Source organism: Streptomyces sp. NPDC058674, assembly GCF_042716505.1.
Taxonomy (GTDB): domain Bacteria; phylum Actinomycetota; class Actinomycetes; order Streptomycetales; family Streptomycetaceae; genus Streptomyces.
The window spans coordinates 1-15,989 of sequence record NZ_JBHXSC010000078.1; the positions used below are offsets into that span (position 1 = coordinate 1).

At 70.3% G+C, this 15,989-nt stretch carries 18 protein-coding genes; 13 read left to right on the top strand and 5 right to left on the bottom strand.

Features of this window, described 5'->3' with window-relative positions; all coding sequences use genetic code 11:
* Nucleotides 1-678: 678 nt before the first annotated feature.
* Nucleotides 679-1,416 (bottom strand): transferase, encoded by a 738-nt coding sequence (locus tag ACFWU6_RS29115; RefSeq protein ID WP_383812107.1) that lies wholly within the window; start codon nucleotides 1,414-1,416, stop codon nucleotides 679-681.
* 96 nt (nucleotides 1,417-1,512) lie between these two features.
* On the opposite strand from ACFWU6_RS29115, the gene ACFWU6_RS29120 reads away from it, so the two are divergent.
* On the top strand, nucleotides 1,513-2,388 hold the full coding sequence (locus ACFWU6_RS29120; protein WP_383812105.1) for a glycosyltransferase family 2 protein: 876 nt from the start codon (nucleotides 1,513-1,515) through the stop codon (nucleotides 2,386-2,388).
* A 7-nt stretch (nucleotides 2,389-2,395) separates the two neighbouring features.
* On the opposite strand, the gene ACFWU6_RS29125 is transcribed toward ACFWU6_RS29120, so the two are convergent.
* Nucleotides 2,396-3,490: an NAD-dependent epimerase/dehydratase family protein gene (locus ACFWU6_RS29125; RefSeq protein WP_383983904.1), complete on the bottom strand. Its 1,095-nt coding sequence runs from the start codon at nucleotides 3,488-3,490 to the stop codon at nucleotides 2,396-2,398.
* Nucleotides 3,491-3,706: 216 nt separating this feature from the next.
* Nucleotides 3,707-3,931 (bottom strand): hypothetical protein, encoded by a 225-nt coding sequence (locus ACFWU6_RS29130; RefSeq protein ID WP_383812101.1) that lies wholly within the window; start codon nucleotides 3,929-3,931, stop codon nucleotides 3,707-3,709.
* 469 nt (nucleotides 3,932-4,400) lie between these two features.
* Here ACFWU6_RS29130 and ACFWU6_RS29135 point away from each other — a divergent pair, with 469 nt between their 5' ends.
* The 4 genes from ACFWU6_RS29135 (at nucleotide 4,401) to ACFWU6_RS29150 (ending at nucleotide 8,623) form a co-directional block, all read left to right on the top strand.
* A complete protein-coding gene (locus tag ACFWU6_RS29135; protein WP_383812099.1) occupies nucleotides 4,401-5,549 on the top strand; it encodes a helix-turn-helix domain-containing protein in 1,149 nt (382 codons plus the stop codon).
* Entirely contained in the window at nucleotides 5,546-6,124 is a 579-nt protein-coding gene (locus ACFWU6_RS29140; RefSeq protein WP_383812097.1) for an HD family hydrolase, read from the top strand. Before ACFWU6_RS29135 ends, ACFWU6_RS29140 begins: the two co-directional genes overlap by 4 nt.
* 278 nt (nucleotides 6,125-6,402) lie before the next feature.
* Entirely contained in the window at nucleotides 6,403-7,653 is a 1,251-nt protein-coding gene (locus ACFWU6_RS29145) for an MFS transporter (protein ID WP_383983907.1), read from the top strand.
* A gap of 358 nt (nucleotides 7,654-8,011) precedes the next feature.
* Nucleotides 8,012-8,623 carry an alpha/beta fold hydrolase gene (locus ACFWU6_RS29150; RefSeq protein ID WP_383983910.1) on the top strand — a complete coding sequence of 204 codons (612 nt, stop codon included), beginning with the start codon at nucleotides 8,012-8,014 and terminating at the stop codon, nucleotides 8,621-8,623.
* A 153-nt stretch (nucleotides 8,624-8,776) separates the two neighbouring features.
* On the opposite strand, the gene ACFWU6_RS29155 is transcribed toward ACFWU6_RS29150, so the two are convergent.
* Nucleotides 8,777-9,382: a dihydrofolate reductase family protein gene (locus ACFWU6_RS29155; protein ID WP_383983913.1), complete on the bottom strand. Its 606-nt coding sequence runs from the start codon at nucleotides 9,380-9,382 to the stop codon at nucleotides 8,777-8,779.
* A 332-nt stretch (nucleotides 9,383-9,714) separates the two neighbouring features.
* Between ACFWU6_RS29155 and ACFWU6_RS29160 the strand changes: the two genes are divergently transcribed.
* From ACFWU6_RS29160 to ACFWU6_RS29175, 4 genes are read left to right on the top strand one after another with little or no spacing between them, the layout of a single operon-like run.
* On the top strand, nucleotides 9,715-10,041 hold the full coding sequence (locus tag ACFWU6_RS29160) for a MaoC family dehydratase (protein ID WP_383812085.1): 327 nt from the start codon (nucleotides 9,715-9,717) through the stop codon (nucleotides 10,039-10,041).
* Nucleotides 10,042-10,056: 15 nt separating this feature from the next.
* Nucleotides 10,057-10,560 (top strand): GNAT family N-acetyltransferase, encoded by a 504-nt coding sequence (locus ACFWU6_RS29165; protein ID WP_383983916.1) that lies wholly within the window; start codon nucleotides 10,057-10,059, stop codon nucleotides 10,558-10,560.
* A 12-nt stretch (nucleotides 10,561-10,572) separates the two neighbouring features.
* A complete protein-coding gene (locus ACFWU6_RS29170) occupies nucleotides 10,573-11,223 on the top strand; it encodes a sterol carrier protein domain-containing protein (protein WP_383983919.1) in 651 nt (216 codons plus the stop codon).
* A 25-nt stretch (nucleotides 11,224-11,248) separates the two neighbouring features.
* Complete coding sequence (locus ACFWU6_RS29175; protein WP_383983922.1) at nucleotides 11,249-11,536, top strand: hypothetical protein; 288 nt, start codon at nucleotides 11,249-11,251, stop codon at nucleotides 11,534-11,536.
* Nucleotides 11,537-11,613: 77 nt separating this feature from the next.
* Here ACFWU6_RS29175 and ACFWU6_RS29180 read toward each other — a convergent pair whose 3' ends face one another.
* Nucleotides 11,614-12,078 carry a DUF6228 family protein gene (locus tag ACFWU6_RS29180; protein WP_383983925.1) on the bottom strand — a complete coding sequence of 155 codons (465 nt, stop codon included), beginning with the start codon at nucleotides 12,076-12,078 and terminating at the stop codon, nucleotides 11,614-11,616.
* Nucleotides 12,079-12,533: 455 nt separating this feature from the next.
* On the opposite strand from ACFWU6_RS29180, the gene ACFWU6_RS29185 reads away from it, so the two are divergent.
* The 4 genes from ACFWU6_RS29185 to ACFWU6_RS29200 all read left to right on the top strand — a co-directional run bounded on the left by ACFWU6_RS29185 (nucleotide 12,534) and on the right by ACFWU6_RS29200 (nucleotide 15,968).
* The gene (locus tag ACFWU6_RS29185) at nucleotides 12,534-12,893 is read left to right on the top strand and encodes a CPCC family cysteine-rich protein (RefSeq protein ID WP_383983928.1); all 360 of its coding nucleotides are present in this window, start codon (nucleotides 12,534-12,536) and stop codon (nucleotides 12,891-12,893) included.
* Nucleotides 12,894-13,033: 140 nt separating this feature from the next.
* Nucleotides 13,034-13,843 carry an IS5 family transposase gene (locus ACFWU6_RS29190; protein ID WP_383983931.1) on the top strand — a complete coding sequence of 270 codons (810 nt, stop codon included), beginning with the start codon at nucleotides 13,034-13,036 and terminating at the stop codon, nucleotides 13,841-13,843.
* A 689-nt stretch (nucleotides 13,844-14,532) separates the two neighbouring features.
* Complete coding sequence (locus tag ACFWU6_RS29195) at nucleotides 14,533-15,003, top strand: lamin tail domain-containing protein (RefSeq protein ID WP_383983934.1); 471 nt, start codon at nucleotides 14,533-14,535, stop codon at nucleotides 15,001-15,003.
* Between the two features lie 326 nt (nucleotides 15,004-15,329).
* Entirely contained in the window at nucleotides 15,330-15,968 is a 639-nt protein-coding gene (locus ACFWU6_RS29200; RefSeq protein ID WP_383983937.1) for a Tn3 family transposase, read from the top strand.
* Nucleotides 15,969-15,989 lie beyond the last annotated feature (21 nt).

The window sequence follows — 15,989 nt, forward strand, 5'->3', positions numbered from 1 at the left end:
CGTTGGGCTGTGGCCCCTACTGCCCACGACTTGGGGGGTGCGGCCCCCGGATTGTGGCTTTGGGTGGGGGCGAGGCGGCGGCCGACTTTGGACCGCGAAAAAAAGTCGGCCCCGACGCCAGGACCCTGGCTCCGCTTCGAAAGCCTGCTCTGGCGGCCAGGGTTCGACTCCCCGGTACCTGAGCGGCCTCGCGGAACTAGACAACGCACCACCGCTTCGGTATTGCGCTTCGGTCAGCCGCCGCTTACCAGCCGCCCCAGCTGGACCCGGACGACAGCCGCCCGAGCCCACCACGCTCCCATGGTCATCCCCGCGTGCGCGGGGAGCAGGCCGGATGACCTGGGAGTCTGTGCTCGGCTGCCTTGGTTTTGGTGTACTTCCACGGAAACCGGCTTATTGTCCATATCGGCACTTTCCCCCTCTGTCTGAAGGTGGGAACTCGCGAGTGGCTGCCCCGATTCTTCCAAGTTCCTGTGGCAGGTGGACGCTGCCCAGTACGTTGCCACGGTACCCATCGGCGGTCGTTGCAGCCGCCGACTCTGCCCCGCGTCTCTGCGGGGATGATCCCTGTGCGTCTACCGATGAGACCTGCTCCCCGCTCCTGCGGGGATGACCCCCAGGCCGTGGCCATGCTCGCGTGGTTGATCGAGGTGCTCCCCGCGGCGCGGGGATGACCCCTCACCCCGTCCCGCGCTGCGCGCGGACCCGGGCCTCCGATGTGTGCGGGGTGGTTACCACCGCGTCGGCCGGGATCGTGCGGGTGGTCAGGGTGACGCCGCTGTGGATGCGGGTGCGGGGGCCGATGGCGACCCCCGGGCCGAGGCTGACGGTGTTGCCCGTCTGGACGCCGTCGCCGATCAGGGCGCCGAAGCGGGTGGTGCCGCAGCGGTAGATGCCGTCCGGGGTGCGGGTGATGACCTCGCGGTCCGGGGTGCGCATGTCGGCGCTCATGTGGATCGCGGCCACCGTCACCCCCGCCGACAAGTGCGCGCCGGCGCCGACCAGCGTGCGGTTGATGCCGATGCGGTGTCCCAGCACCGCGCCTTGGCCGACGTACGACTCGGTCACCTCGCAGTTGAAGCCGACCTGCGCACCGGCGCACAGCACGGAGCCCTTCCGTACGGTGGAGAATTCCCAGACCTTGGCGCCCGGGCCCACGATCACGTCGTCCCCGACGATCGCCCGCGGGTGGATGAACGCGCTCGGGTGGATGCGCCCGGCCTCGCCCAAGGCGGCGAGCGCCTCCGCGTGCAGGGCCGGCCAGGCGGCGAGGAAGGCGGCCAGGTCGTAGCCGGCCAGAGCGCCGTACGCCGTCGCGGCGAGAGGGCCGTCCTCGGGGGCGGTGAGGAAGGTGCCGATGGGGAGCGGGGCGGTCGGCGTGGGCTTGGGAGTCGGCGTGGGCCCGGGAGTCGACATAGGAGTGGGCATGGGGCTGGCCTCTCGGTGTGGGCCCGGTGGGCGGTGGCGGTAGGATCGCCGTTTCCCCTGGGCGCTGGAAGGAAGTGGTGGAGGGTGTCCCGACCGCGGGTGGGCGTGGCCGTGCTGACGAGGGGCGACCGCATGCCCGAACTGCGGGCCCTGCTGGACTCCGTCGCCCGGCAGGACGAGCCCGCCGCCCGGATCATCGTGGTCGGCAACGGCTGCGCGCTGCCCGGCCTGCCGGACGGCGTGGTCGGGGTGGAGCTGGCGGAGAACCTCGGCGTATCCGGTGGCCGCAATGTCGCCTGGCAGCGGCTGCGGGAGTACGGGGACGTCGACGTCCTGGTGGGCCTGGACGACGACGGGCTCCTCGTCGACACCGACGTCGTCCGCCGCGTCGCCGACCTCTACGCGGCCGCGCCGGGACTCGGCATCGTCAGCTTCCGCATCGCCGACGAGACGGGCGAGACGCAGCGCCGCCACATCCCGCGCCTGGGGGCCGAGGACCCGATGCGGGGCGGCCCCGTCACGACCTTCCTCGGCGGCGGCCACGCGTTGTCCATGCCGATGCTGGAGCGGACCGGCGGCTGGCCGGACGCCTTCTTCTTCACCCACGAGGAGACCGACCTCGCTTGGCGGGCGCTCGACGACGGCTGGGACATCCTCTACGAACCCCAGCTACTGCTCCAGCACCCGAAGACCTCCCCGGCCCGGCACGCGGTCTACTACCGCATGACCGCCCGCAACCGGGTCTGGCTCGCCAAGCGGCATCTGCCCGCGCCCCTCGTGCCCGTCTACCTCGGGGTGTGGACCGCGCTGACCGTGGCCCGTACCCGGTCGCGGGCCGGCCTCGGCGCCTGGTTCTCCGGGTTCGCCGAAGGCGTGCGCATCAGCGGCGGTCCCCGGCGTCCGATGCGCTGGCGCACCGCGGTGCGCATGGCCCGGCTGGGCCGGCCCCCGGTGATCTGAACCGCCTTCAGGTGAGGGCGTTCTCGCGCAGCCAGCCCGGCGCCGCCTGCGGGGTGTCGCGCAGCCAGCGGACGTAGCGGGCCACGCCTTCGGCGACGGTCACCTCCGGCCGCCAGCCCAGAACGCTCTCCATCCGCCGGACCGAGGCGTACCCGCCGAGCGGGTCACCCGGCGGCAGCGGGGTCCCCAGCAGCTCCGTGCCCGGGTAGTGGGCGCGGACCAGCTCGGCCACGTCCCGGATGCTCGTCGCCGTCCCGGTGCCGATGTTGACGGTCTCGGCGTGGGCGCGGGGGCTGGTCAGCGCGCGTAGCGTCCCCTCGGCGATGTCGTCGACGTGGGTGAGGTCGCGTACCTGCCGACCTCCGCCGTTGAGGTGGAGCGGCAGCCCCAGTGAGGCCCGCGCGGCGAACCACGCCACCACCCAGGAGTGGCTGCCCCGCTTGACGGTCTGCGGCTCGCCGTAGACCGAGAAGTACCGGACGACGGCGTACGAGATGCCCACCTGCCCGAGGACGACGGCGGTCTGCTCCTCGCCCCACACCTTCGTGTTCCCGTACACCGACACCGGCCGCATCCGGTGGCCCTCGTGGAACTGGGGAGGGATCCGCCCGTGGACCGCCTCCAAGAGCTGGCGCATGGTCACCAGGTCGGGATGGGAGGCCTCTTCCGGGCTGCCGTCGCCGTAGACGCTGGCCGAGGAGACGAACACCATGCGGCGCACGCGGTCGCCGGCGGCGGCGACCGCGTCCAGGACGGTCTGCGTACCGGCGATGTTGGTGCCGATGGCGGCCAGCGGATCGCGGGTGCAGGCGGCGACGTCCGCGAGGGCGGCGGCGTGGACGACGTAGTCGGACTCCGCGACCAGCCTGCGGACGAGCGGGACGTCGCGGACGTCCCCGGTCACCACGTCCGGGTCGGTGCGGTCGACGCCGAACAGGCCGGTGTAGACGTGGTTCGGGTAGGCGTCCATGGTGCACAGGGAGACGGGGCGGGCGCCCAGGACGCGCAGCCGGGCGGTGATGCGGGAGCCGACGAGCCCCGCGCCACCGGTCACCAGGACGGTGGCGCCGGCGAGGGCGGCGAAGGGGGAGCGGTGGTGCACGGTGTACCTCCGGGGGTGACGGCGGAGCAGCGCCGGGGACGATACGGGCGCCGGTCGGGGATTCTGGGCCTGTGCGGGGGCCGTGGCCCGGGAGCCCGGGGCCATGCGGCCAGGGGCCGGGGGCCCGGTGGTCAGGGGTCGGGGGCCCGGCGGTCAGGGGTCGGACCAGTGCGAGGTCAGGGGGGGGCAAGGGGGGGGAGAGGTGAGGGGGCGAGGTCAGCGGGCGGCGAGCGGCTCGACGTTGCCCACCGCGGTCGCCAGCTCGCGGCCGCCGCCCTCCGGGCGGATGTAGGCGCGCCGGGTCCGGCGCGGGCCCGCGTGGGTGGCCACCTCCTCGACGACCACCGCCATCAGCCGGCCCTCGGCGCCGGAAGCGATGTCGCGGACCGGGCGGCCGAGCAGCGGATGGTCCTCGTGGCCGAAGCCGATGCCGCGGTTCACGCCCCGTCCCTGCCCGCCCTGTCCCTGCCCGCCCTGTCCCTGCCTGCCCCTCCGCTTCCGGCATCGGTGTGCGGCTCCCGGCCGGCAGCAGCGTCGAGGAAGTGGGCCAGGCCCCGTGCGGAACGGGCGAGGAGCGCGGGGGAGGGGGAGCCGTAGGCGGGCACGACGCGCCGGCCGTCCTCCGCCTGTGCCTCCGCCGCTCCCCGCGGCGCTGGTGCTCGTACGGAACAGGTACAGGGGTCGGTCCAGTCATGTGAATCTCCCTCATCAGTGGGCGGTCAACGCTCTCAATGCGCCCCATGCGCGCCCCGCACGTCCCAGGCGTTCACCGTCGTCTCGGGTGTTTCAGGCAGGCGTCGGGCTTTCCTCGGGACGACCGTAGGACGGGCTCAGATGCGGTAGGACTGACCCGGGGTACGAGTTCGCCACAGGACGTCGCCATAGGACATCGCGACCGGGGGCAGGCCGCATGAGCAGGCCGCACACATCCACAGGGGCAGTTACCGGCTTCGTGCTGCGCCTGGCCAGACAGAGCATCCCGCGCACCCAGGCCGCGATGGCGGAAGCCCTGGGAGTGGACCTGAACACCTGGCAGGGCTGGGAGTCGGGGCGCCGGCCGATCGCGCACATCCGGGTGGGGACGCTGCTGGAGCTGCGCCGACGGCTGCCCGCGCTCGGCGCCGATCCCCGGCTGGTGGCACTGCTGGACGCGGCGATGGACGCGGACCGCATCATCGCCGCCGGCCTGGGCCCTGCCGGTGGACGCGAGGTCGGCCGGGCACGGAACGGTGCCGAGGTCGGCCCGCACCCGCTGGCCGGATGGGTGCACACCCGCGACACCGCCCACATGCTGGCCTGGGCGCTGACCGGGACCGCCCCGCCCGCCCTCGCCGGCCTCGCGCCCGCCCCGGCGGCGCGCCGCGGACCGGTCGCGGCGGCGCCGCTGCTGGCCCCGGCCGAGCGGCAGGTCTTCTTCGACCGGCTGCGCGAAAGCGCGGAACACGCCGCCGGGCAGGGCGAACGCGGGGCGCTGCTGCACCGCCAGGCCCTGTACCTGGCCTCGTACGACCGGGGGCCGGAGGCCGCCGCCTGGACCGCGCAGGCCCTGCACGGCCGGCGTGACGTACTGGCCCGCCGCGGCTGGTCCCCGCACTGGGCCGAGGCCCGCTCGACCGCGACCGCCCTCGCCCGCCTCGGGGACCCGCAGCCGCTGCTCGACTTCATCGAGCGGGCCCTCGTCGACGACGACACCGCCGAGGCCGCGAACCTCAACTACTGGGCGTACTGGCTCGGCGGCTACGCCGTGGCGCAGCCGGATGACGCCTTCATGCGGGACCGGGAACTGACCGGCTGGGACCCGGTGACGCTGCTGCGCTCACTGACCGGGGGGATACACCTCGCCCCCGGCTACGTGGACCTGTATGCCCACTCGGTGTGGGTACTGGTGTGCGCCTTCCCGTGGCTGCCGCAGGCAGCGGGCCGGTTCGCCGCCCCGCTGCACGGGAAGGTGGCGGAGCTTCTGGACGGGGCAGGACTGTCGGAAAGATCCAGACGTGAACTGGGCGCCGTCGCATACGTTTTACGTCAGCACCCTGAGACCGGAGGCAGCAGCAGATGAAGGACGAGACCGACACGGCCCGCGGTACGACCGGCTTCCTCTTCGAGATGGGCGTCCTGAAGCGGGTCGCCCGTACCGGCTGGTGGTTCCTCGGCAACAAGCAGCCGGAGACCGTCGCCGAGCACTCCTTCCGGGTCGGGGTCATCGGCTCGGTCCTGGCGATGATGGAGGGCGCGGACCCCGCCCGCACCTCGCTGCTGTGCCTGTTCCACGACAGCCAGGAGACGCGCGTCGGCGACATCCCCCACATCGGCCGCCGCTACCTGCGGGCCGCGTCCAACCAGGAGGTCACCGCCGACCAGGTCTCCGCGGCCCACCCGGCCGTCCGGGCGGGGGTGCAGTCGGCCGTCGACGAGTACGAGGACGGCACGACGCCCGAGGCGATCGCGGCGCGGGACGCCGACAAGCTGGAGTGCCTGATCCAGGCCGTCGAATACCGCGAGCAGGGATACGCCCTGACCCAGAACTGGATCGACACCAGCCTCGCCAGCCTGAAGACGGACTCGGCGAAGGCCTTGGCGGACGCCGCGCTCTCCATGACGTCCCTGGAGTGGCAGCAGACCTACCTCCGCTGACCGCGGAACGGCCAGCCCACGATGGGGCCGTCGTTCGCCCAGCCCGCTCCCCGCTCCCCGCGCCCGCGGGGATGAACCGTACGGGACGAGGAACCCCTTCCCGGCGATGACTACGCCCCGCTGCGCGGGGATGCCGGAACGGCGGGGCGCGTAGATCACGGGGGCTCCGGCTCGGCCGGAGCCCCCGGTCTCCGAGCCGTAAAGCGCCTCAGCAGCTCGTGGCCCGTCGTAGGTCGGTTCCGCAGGCGGGTTCTTTGACCGCTGCTAGCCTGCCGTCCATGATCAAGAGCGGACTGGCAGGCCGAATAGGCCGCATGGCGGGGGACAACAGGCCCGAGCGCGTGCTGATCGCAGCCAGTTTCGCCAACCGGGTTGGCAATGGTCTGTTCAACGCGGCGTCGGCGCTCTATTTCACCTTGGTCGTAGGCCTGCCCGCGGTGCAGGTCGGCGCCGCGCTCACCATCGCCGGAGTGATCGGCCTGTGCGCGGGGATACCCGGAGGGCACCTCGCCGACCGACGCGGGGCGCGCCCGATCATGATGGTGGCCCTCGCGATCCAGGCGGTGTCGATGGCGGCCCTCGTCCTCGTCGAGAGCTGGGCCGCGCTCACGGTCATCGCGACGGTCGACCAGATCGCCGCGGCGGCCGGCGGGGCGGCGTGGGGCGCTCTGGTGGTCCGGGTCGGAGGTGAGCGCCCGGCCCTGTTCCGTGCCAAGCTGCGCACGTTCGTCAACCTGGGCGTCGTCCTGGGAACGGTGGGTGCGGGGCTGGCGCTGGCCGCGGACACCCGCGGCGCCTACGTCACGCTGATCCTCGGCAACGCGGCGAGCTTCGCCCTGTGCGCAGTGCTTCTGCTCCTGCTGCCCCGCTATCCAGTACTGGCAGCACCGCCGCAACAGCGGCGCTGGCTCGTCCTCGCGGATCGTCCCTTCCTGGCGTTCACCGCCCTCTACGGGGCCATGGGACTGCAGTACCCGGTGGTCTCCCTGCTCCTGCCGATCTGGATCTCCGAACACACCGAAGTGCCGCGCTGGACGGTGGCCGCGCTGTTCGCCGTCAACTCCCTCTTCTGCGTACTCATGCAGACCAGGATCGGCTCGCGTATCGAGACCCCGCACGACGGCGGCCGGGCCTTTCGCACGGCGGGGCTGCTCTTCCTCGTCAGCTGCCCGACGATGGCGCTGGCGGCGTACACCCCGGTCTGGGCCGCGGCAGGACTGGTCCTGGCCGCGATCTTCGTCCACAGCCTGGGAGAGGTCTGGGAGTCATCGGCGGGCTTCGCCCTTGGGTTCGGCCTTGCCCCCGACCACGCCCAAGGCCAGTACCAAGGTGTCCTCGGCCTTGGCTTCAGCGCGGGCCAGGCTCTCGCCCCCGTGATCCTTACCACGGTGGTGCTCGGACTCGGCACGACAGGCTGGCTGTTGCTGGCGGTGTTCTTCGCGGCACTGGGCGCAGTCGGCCCATCTCTTGCCCGCTGGGGCACGCGGACCCGACCGCAGCCAGGCGTTGCCGCGGAAGTGACGCGATGACCAGGGAGGAGGTGTCAGGAGTCTTCCGCCTTGCGTGGAAGGAGTGCACGCGCGTACGCATCGCGCTGCCGCTACGTGGTGATCAGACCACAGGATGACGCTTTCACACCCGGCCCCCACATAGCTTCGACGGCGTGCCGCGGCTCGCCGTGGTGGGCGACGGAGGAGGGGATTCAGGGTGCGTGGACGTGTGGGGGCCGCTTTCGGGGCCGGACTGGTGGCGTGGGCGAGCGTCGCCGTGCTTTGTGCGCAGCCCGCTGCCGGTAGCGGGGCAGGCAGCTTGTCAGGGGACGGAGCGCCTGACTCCTTACTCCGCCAGAGCGTCGCATGGCAGCGCTGCCAGACTTCGTCGGCGGACGTGGAAGGCGCGGAACTGGACGACGCCGGCGCCCAGTGCGCCGAGGTCACGATGCCGCTGGACTACAGCCGTCCAGGCGGCCCCACCGTCAAAGTGGCGCTGTCACGGCTTAAGGCCACCGGACCGGGGCAGCGGCGGGGGGTTTTGTTTTACAACCCCGGTGGCCCCGGCGTGCCCGCCATGTACCTCGCGCTCAAGTTCCGGCAGGCCGAGCCCACGGTCGGTGTCCGCTACGACGTGATCGGAATGGACCCCCGCTTCGTCGGGCGGAGCACCCCCCTGGACTGCCAGTGGCTCCTGCCCGGCCCCGGTGCCGCCGGGCCGGACCGGGAGGGATTCGAGCGCAGTGCGGCGCTCTCCTGGGACCTGGCCTCGAACTGCGCCCGCTACCGCGAGGTGCTGCCGCACGCCTCCACCCGGAACACGGCACGAGACATGGACACGGTCCGGGCACTGCTCGGAGAACAGCGGCTGTCCTATGTCGGCTCCTCGTACGGCTCCTATCTGGGACAGGTGTACCTCCAAATGTTCCCCCGCCGTGTGGACCGCGCAGTCCTCGACAGCGCTCTGGACCCCGACCGCTTCGGCTCCGGCACAGGACAGCAAGTATGAGGTCGGGGCGTGTCATGGCCGGACCGTAACAGCCGCCGCTGACACCAGATGGTGCCTGGTCTCGGTAGCGCAGGGTTTACTCAGCGTAGTTCTTGTTCCGCGCCCGCCGACGCCGGCCTGGCGGCCGTCCAGGCCGGCGGACGGGGCGACCCGTCACGCAGGGACGCCGAGCGGCGGGTGCTCGAGCACGCGGGGCTTGTACTCGACCAGTTGGATGCGGTCGTCGAAGGTGCGGTGCTCGATCATCTCGAGGGCAACGTCCGGATAGCCGTCGTAAATGCGTTCTTCGCCCGTGGCCCCGGTGATCACCGGGAACATCACGACCCGGAAGCGGTCGACGAGTCCGGCTCGTAGCAGGGAGCGGCACAGGCTGAGGCTGCCGATCGTGCTGAGGAGCCCCGAGCCACTCGACTTCATGGCGCGGACCGCCTCGATGGCGTCGTCGCGGACGAGCGTGGAGTTGGCCCACGTCAGTGGCTCCTCGAGTGAGGAGGAAAACACCACCTTGGACGCTTGCGTGAGCTCGTCGACGGACGCCTCTTCTTCGGGCCTGAACTCGTCTTGGCCGTCCGGGACCTCGCCGGCGGCGAAGCCCGACATCAGGCGGTAGGTGTTCGCTCCCATCAGGTAGGTGGCCTCGGGCTGCTCGCCGAGCCATGCGAGGTACTCCGGGCCCTCAAGGCCCCAGAACCCGGGCCATCCCTCTCCCGATGCGTAGCCGTCGAGGGAGGTGATGAAGTCGACGAGAAGTTCCGACATGGCGATGTCCTTTCCTGGGGTGTCACGAGCTTGGACTGGCCGGGAGCCACAAACTCATCGGCCGCGCTGTGGAGTAACGAGAAAACCCCTGACGCTGCAGCCGATCAGATCGGCGGCGCGCCAGCCCAGCCAACCGTCAAGCCCAGCCGGGCCAAGTACAACGCTCAGGTGCCAACTGAAACGCTCCTTACCGTGTTGGCGGGTTGATTCCGGTCCTTCGTACGATCGGGAGACCCGGGGGCCTGGGTGTGGCTTTAGAGCGCTCATGCCGTGGTTGTGGCTTTGACTGATTGGCCGCCCAGTGCCCCGCGACGACACGGCCACTCATTGGGATGAGCGGTCGGGGCCGGCCCCTGGTGTGCAGCAGCATCACCCTCCACATCGTGGGCGGCATGACCGTACGCAGCACCAGCGGCCTCACCACCGCCAACATCGGCTTCGAGGAAGTCCGCTTCACCCACCCCGTCTACGTGAGCGACACCCTCTACGCGCAGACGCAGATCACCGGACGCCGCCTGTCCAACAGCCGACCGGACACCGGGATCGTCACCTGCCGCACGACCGGCCACAACCAGGACGGCAAGACCGTCATCATCTTCACCCGCAGCTTCTTCGTACCGGTCAACGCCGACGCCGTCCGCGATCACACCAACTACTAGGACGGGAGACAACGCATGTCCGATCCGCTCCGGATCATGGAGGCCGACGACGAGCTGTGGCAGGAGTACAACGACCTCGCCACCCGCAGCTACGGCCACCCCGTAGGAGACATCACCCGCCTGCGCCCCCACGCGGACATCCGCGTCGCCGTCCGCGACGGCCGCGTCGTAGCCGGCGGCCTGGGCCTCCTCACCCATCAGTTCTTCGGCGGGGCCCCCGTCCCCTCCGCGATCATTAGCGCCGGGTGCGTCGCCCCCGAAGAACGCGGAGACCACCTCGCCGGCCGCCTACTCGCCGAACGGCTTCGCCCCCTACGCGACCAGGGCGCGGTGATCTCCACCGCCTGGACGACCTCGAACGGACACCTGCGCCGCCTTGGCTGGCAGGCACCAGTCCCCGTGTTCGCCTGGTCCATCACCACCGAAGACCTCAAGCGCGGCTTCACCAGCCCGGGGCTCGACATCGAGCACGGCCGGGCAAAGGAAGGAGAGGAGCTGCAACGACGCCTGGCCCGGTAGTGGAACGGGCCCATGCACCGCCCGCAATGGTGGTCCGCCTGGATGGACGACAAGCAGCAGCTCACCACCTACCGCTTCGGGTCGTGGTACACGACGGGCGTACTGTCCCTCTCCATGAAGCGCCACCAGCGGCACGGCACGGACCTGACCGTGCACGACTTCTGGGCCGCAGACGCGGAGGCCGTCAACGAGATGATGGCGTTCCTCGCCGGCCACCACACCCGCCCCGCCGCCGTCCACTTCCGGCGCTCCGCCCTTCCCCCGTACCCCGCGCTGCTGCACAACTTGCACCGCTACCGGCTGACAGCAGAGGCATGGCACCCGTGGATGCTCCGCATCCTCGACATCCCCGAAGCCGTCCGGCTGCGCGGCTGGCCCAGCGACCTGGCCACCGCCGTCCCTATGGAGATCGAAAGCGAGAACGGAGGCAACTCGGAGTCGTACCTACTGGAAGTGCAGGACGGCACGGGTCAGATCACTGAGACCCGCGCCCAAGGCGATGTCCAGCTCACCCGAGGGCAGCTCGCCGTCTGGTACGCCGGCGGCTACCGGACAGCCGCCGCAGCCCGCCTCGCCGGAGTCACCACCAAATCCGACGAAGCCCTGACCCAGCTGATCCGCGCCACCTCGGACCTCGAACCCTGGCTGCCAGAGCACCTCTGAGGCCGCCTCCTGAAGAAACCATGGCATGAGCCTGTTCACCGGGACCTCCAGCTACTACCGCCAGAACCGTCCCGGCATCCCCAGCGACCTCGCCGCCCGCCTCGCCACCTACGTGCCCGACCGCCGGCCGCGCCGCCTGCTGGATGTAGGCACCGGCACCGACCTGGTCGCCGAAGCCCTGATGCCGTACTTCACCGACACGCTTGCGCAGCAAGGCGTGTTCATCGGCTTCGGTCTGCCGTTGGTCGGCACTCAGATGGTCATCGGCGTCGCCGATTCGGCGAGGCGCATCGTCGTCAAGACGAGGCCGTGACCTCGGCTTCCGCCTGATGATCGGAGATGGTGCAGTCTGCCCATCCCCGCCCGCTGAGGGTCCAAACGAGCTGCATGTCAGCCGCGATGACCGGCCTCCTGGCCGAGGAAGTGCCCGACATCGGCTGCGAGAGTAGACATCTGCTCGCCGGCTTCGAGCCAGGTGGTGACGGATGCCTCCCAGCTGCCAACGGACATTCGCCACGGACGCAGGGTCCAGGTCAGCCCGACATGGCCGCCCGAGCGGAAGACCGCTCTGACCGTGAGATCGCGGTCCATGGTCTGCCAGACACGCTCTCCATCCCAGCCCCGGAAGTCCTCGGAGAGCTTCTCCAGGAAATGAGCCAGGTCCGCACTCCAGTTCCAAGCTGCCACGCCGTCCAGGCGAGCGTTCAGACCGGCCGCGCAAGCCTCGATGGCGTAGTGCACGCAGTCTTCGTCCTCATCGAAAAGGTCACAGAACTTCACCGAGACAGCCCGGTCGTCCTGGCAGCGAACGGTCAATTCAGCTGGTTCGTCGAGGGCGGCATCACAGGAGCTCATCCCAGGAACAGTAGGTCAAGGAGGTGCCTGTCGTCACTGTGATTGCAGGTCAGGCAGGCGGCCGGGGTCGACGTGGTCTGCGAGATAGATCATGGTGGCCTCGGGGTCCATGCCGAACGCTGCGGCGACGAGCTTGGGGCGGGTCGGTCAAACGAGCGGTGTAACTCGGGTTGTTGAGGGTTACTGACGAGCTGCTGAGAGCCGGCCGTCGAAGGTGATGTCGAAGGCTTTCAGTGCGGTCTTCCAGCGCATGGTCCAGCGGGCCTGGTTGCCACCGGGCCGGACCGCCAGAGGCGCCGTCCGCAGAGACATTCGCCTCGCCGGGCGATGCCGCGCTGGACGACGGTGGCCGTGCGCCGAACCCGTGAAGAACCAGGATGCTGACGGTGACTCTCGTCAACGCCGCTTCCGCGTCAGGTCAGGGCCGGGGCTGTGCACTTACTGTTCGTTTCAGAATGAGCGACCGGCCCAGAGCTTCTCGCGGATCATGCAACACTCGACGCGTGACGCCCGGAGAACCGCCCAGAGCCAGCCCGCCCGGCTGCGGTCCGTATGCCTGTCCCTGCTGCAAGCTCTTGACGCTGGAAGCCCGCGGTCAATTCCAGATCTGTGCCGAGTGCAGCTGGGAAGACGATGGCCAGGACGACCCGAACGCCGACGAGGTCTGGGGCGGCCCCAACGGAGCGGAGAGCCTGACCGACGCACGTCGTCGCTACGCGCAGTACGTCACCACAACGAGGGCAACAGATCCGAGATCGGCAGCCAATGGCGGCCCAGGCAGGTGGCGTTCACGCCCGTACCGCCGTCGCACCTGAGCACAGATCCTCCTCTCAGCCTTTTCCGGCACCGCGACTATGCAGAACGAACAGCCGTCGTGGGATCTGTAGCTTTGTACAAAGCCATGATGTTGGCCCAGGGCTTGGCAGTTGGGCTGGTTGGCGGCAGAGTTCGGCGGGTGTCGGATGATCTTGTACCTGATGATCTGTGGGAGCATGTCGCCCCGCTGCTCCCACCTCGCCCGCCGAGGCGTCAGCGGTACCCAGGCCGGCTGCCGGCGGATGACCGCGCTGCCTTGCGTGGGATCGTCTACGTCCTGCGCACTGGTGTGACCTGGGCCGACGTACCGGCTGAGAAGATCGGCTGCAGCGGAGTGACCTGCTGGCGGCGTCTGCGGGACTGGACCGAGGCCGGCGTGTGGCCGCGCCTGCACGAGGTCCTCTTGGTGCAACTCCGTAAGACCGGATTGCTCGACATGGACGATGCCGCGATCGACGGCTCCCACGTCTGGGCCCTGAAGGGGGGGGCTCACACCGGACCTTCGCCGGTCGACCGCGGCCGCCCTGGCAGCAAGCACCATTTGATCACCGATCGGCATGGGACGCCCCTGGCCGTGTCGCTGACCAGCGGAAACCGGCACGATGTCACCCAGTTGGTGCCCCTGCTGGACTTGATCCCCCGCATCCGCGGGCGGCGCGGTCGCCCGCGTCATCGTCCGCGCCGGCTGTTCGCCGACCGCGGCTACGACTACGACAAGTACCGACGCCTCCTCCGGGCGCGCGGCATCACGCCGAAGATCGCCCGCAGGGGGACCGCACACGGCTCCGGTCTGGGCAAGACCCGATGGGTCGTCGAGCGGACCTTCGCCTGGCTTCACCAGTTCAAACGACTACGCACCCGCTACGAGATACGAGCCGATCTCCACCTCGGGCTCCTCCAACTCGCCTGCAGCATCATCTGCTTGAGGCGACTCCGAACCCCATTTTGAAATGATCAGTTAGTACCGGTATGGCGCGTCAGCGGATCCGGTGGCCGGTCGTCGTGGACCGGGCTCAGGTTCGGGGCGGGTTGTCCGCGGGGAACCCGGTGCGACCCGCCGCCGGTGCCGCATGACGGGGTACGGCAGGACGACGATGGAGCTCCGGATGCTGAGGGGGGTGTCCGTCAGTAGTTCGATGATGATGGTCAGCGCCCCGACTCTAGGGGTCCAGGGCGAGGACGTCGGCACCGTGGTCCGGTGCCTGTACCGCCCTGCCGGAGACGCCCTTCGTCTCTGACGGCATCGGCTCGCACGGGGGCGTTGATGTGTGCGAATCGCGGGACTGTGTGCGAAGAATCCTGCAGAACTGTTGTTACTTGATCAACTGGGCCGGCCGGGTGAGGCGCCGGGGCGTGCGCCCGGTGATGCGCCGGAGCGCTCCGAACCGGAGGAGCGGCTTCCGGGGCGGATGGGTGTAGCGGTCAGTGAATGTCAGGAGCACGTTCGGGGGAAGTGCGTGCAGTGCGCAGGCGAGTGTGACGGATATGTCCGTATCCGGTAACCAGCGTCTGCGGGGGGTGCGGTGGGGCTCGTGTCGGGTCGAGAGTGTGGCCATCGGCTCACCACGGGCCGTCTCCGAAAGTGCCTCTGCCGCCTGTTTCGGCTGGTGAGGTGCTGTTCTTGAGGGAGCGCCACCCATGTCTTCTGCTTCTTCCTCCGTACGCCGTATCGCCGCCACGGTCTTGGCCGCCGGCGCCATCGTCTCCGCCGCCGCGCTGCCGGCGGCCGCGCACGACGGTGACCGTCACCACCAGCGGCACCCGCGGGTGGAGATCAGCCGGGTCCAGGCCGACAGCCCCGGACGCGACGACCGCTCCAACCGGTCCCTGAACGCGGAATGGGTGGAGATCACCAACACCACCCGCGACACCGTCAACCTCCGCGGCTGGACCCTGCGCGACAGCGACGGCAACCGCTACCGGTTCGACAACGTCCGCATCGCACGCCACGCCACCATCCGTATCCACAGCGGCAACGGACGCGACACCCGCACCGACCTCTTCCAGGACCGCCGCGACTACGTCTGGGACAACCGCGCCGACACCGCCACGCTGCGCGACGACCGCGGCCGCACCGTGGACACCGAGTCCTGGGGCCGCCGCCGCTGACCCCACGCGCAGGCCGGGCGCCACGCCAGAGAGCCTGCGCGAGGTGATCCACCCGTAGCCGGACCATGCGGCCACCACCGCTGACCGGCACGCGCACGGGCCGTCGTCCCACCGGGCGACGGCCCGCACTGCTGCAGCAGAGCCGGGCGGGCAGTGCTGGCGCTTTGCCGGTGAACTGCCGTGCGCGCGCATCGAAGCTGACCGCACGGAGCGGCGGATGACGCCGTACAACCACGCCCAGGAGATCCGGGAGCGGTTCGGCTACCGGGGATACGGCGACCGGAAGTGGTCGCGGGAATTTGGGGTGCCGGTAGTTGTACCGGCCGGTGGCCGGCGAGCCGGACGCCTACCCGCGGTTGACCCCGGCGCTGACCCGGCCGATCCGCTGGGAACTCATCGCCCAGCAGTACGACCAGATGATCAAGTACGCGACCGCGATCCGGACCCGCACCGCGTCCACCGAGGCAATCCTGCGCCGCTTCACCCGCAACGCCACCCACCCCACCTACGCCGCGATGCTGGAGGTCGGCCGCGCCCAGAAGACCATCTTCGTCGCCCGCTACCTGCGGCTGCGCGACCTCCAGCGGGAGAGCGAGGAGGGCCTGAACGTGATGGAGTCATCCAACGGCGCGAACTCCGTGATCGCCTACGGCAAGGGCAGAGAGATCGCCTCCAACCGGCGCGACGAGCAGGAGATGTTCGTCCTGTGCCTGCGGATTCTGCAATCGGCCCTGGTGTACGTGAACACCCTGATGCTCCAGGACATCCTCGGCGAACCGGAGTGGGCCGACCTCCTCTCGCCCGCCGACCGGCGCGGCCTGACCACGCTGTTCTGGTCTCATGTGCGCCCGTACGCGGAGGTCAACCTCGACATGGGCGCCCGCCTGAACCTCGCCGCGGTGACCGTGCCGGCTCTCCGTGGGGCGGGCTATGAGGAGCCAGCCGAGGTCCGTACGGACGCGTGAGCCCGTCCAGCCCCGTCACCT

What these genes read in the sequence shown, in the direction of transcription:
- ACFWU6_RS29195 (WP_383983934.1), top strand. Translation starts at nt 14,533, where the DNA reads ATGTCTTCTGCTTCTTCCTCCGTACGCCGTATCGCCGCCACGGTCTTG.
- ACFWU6_RS29175 (WP_383983922.1), top strand. Translation starts at nt 11,249, where the DNA reads ATGAGCCTGTTCACCGGGACCTCCAGCTACTACCGCCAGAACCGTCCC.
- ACFWU6_RS29155 (WP_383983913.1), bottom strand. Translation starts at nt 9,382, where the DNA reads ATGTCGGAACTTCTCGTCGACTTCATCACCTCCCTCGACGGCTACGCA.
- ACFWU6_RS29140 (WP_383812097.1), top strand. Translation starts at nt 5,546, where the DNA reads ATGAAGGACGAGACCGACACGGCCCGCGGTACGACCGGCTTCCTCTTC.
- ACFWU6_RS29165 (WP_383983916.1), top strand. Translation starts at nt 10,057, where the DNA reads ATGTCCGATCCGCTCCGGATCATGGAGGCCGACGACGAGCTGTGGCAG.
- ACFWU6_RS29185 (WP_383983928.1), top strand. Translation starts at nt 12,534, where the DNA reads ATGAGCGACCGGCCCAGAGCTTCTCGCGGATCATGCAACACTCGACGC.
- ACFWU6_RS29115 (WP_383812107.1), bottom strand. Translation starts at nt 1,416, where the DNA reads ATGTCGACTCCCGGGCCCACGCCGACTCCCAAGCCCACGCCGACCGCC.
- ACFWU6_RS29135 (WP_383812099.1), top strand. Translation starts at nt 4,401, where the DNA reads ATGAGCAGGCCGCACACATCCACAGGGGCAGTTACCGGCTTCGTGCTG.
- ACFWU6_RS29160 (WP_383812085.1), top strand. Translation starts at nt 9,715, where the DNA reads ATGAGCGGTCGGGGCCGGCCCCTGGTGTGCAGCAGCATCACCCTCCAC.
- ACFWU6_RS29145 (WP_383983907.1), top strand. Translation starts at nt 6,403, where the DNA reads ATGATCAAGAGCGGACTGGCAGGCCGAATAGGCCGCATGGCGGGGGAC.
- ACFWU6_RS29170 (WP_383983919.1), top strand. Translation starts at nt 10,573, where the DNA reads ATGCACCGCCCGCAATGGTGGTCCGCCTGGATGGACGACAAGCAGCAG.
- ACFWU6_RS29180 (WP_383983925.1), bottom strand. Translation starts at nt 12,078, where the DNA reads ATGAGCTCCTGTGATGCCGCCCTCGACGAACCAGCTGAATTGACCGTT.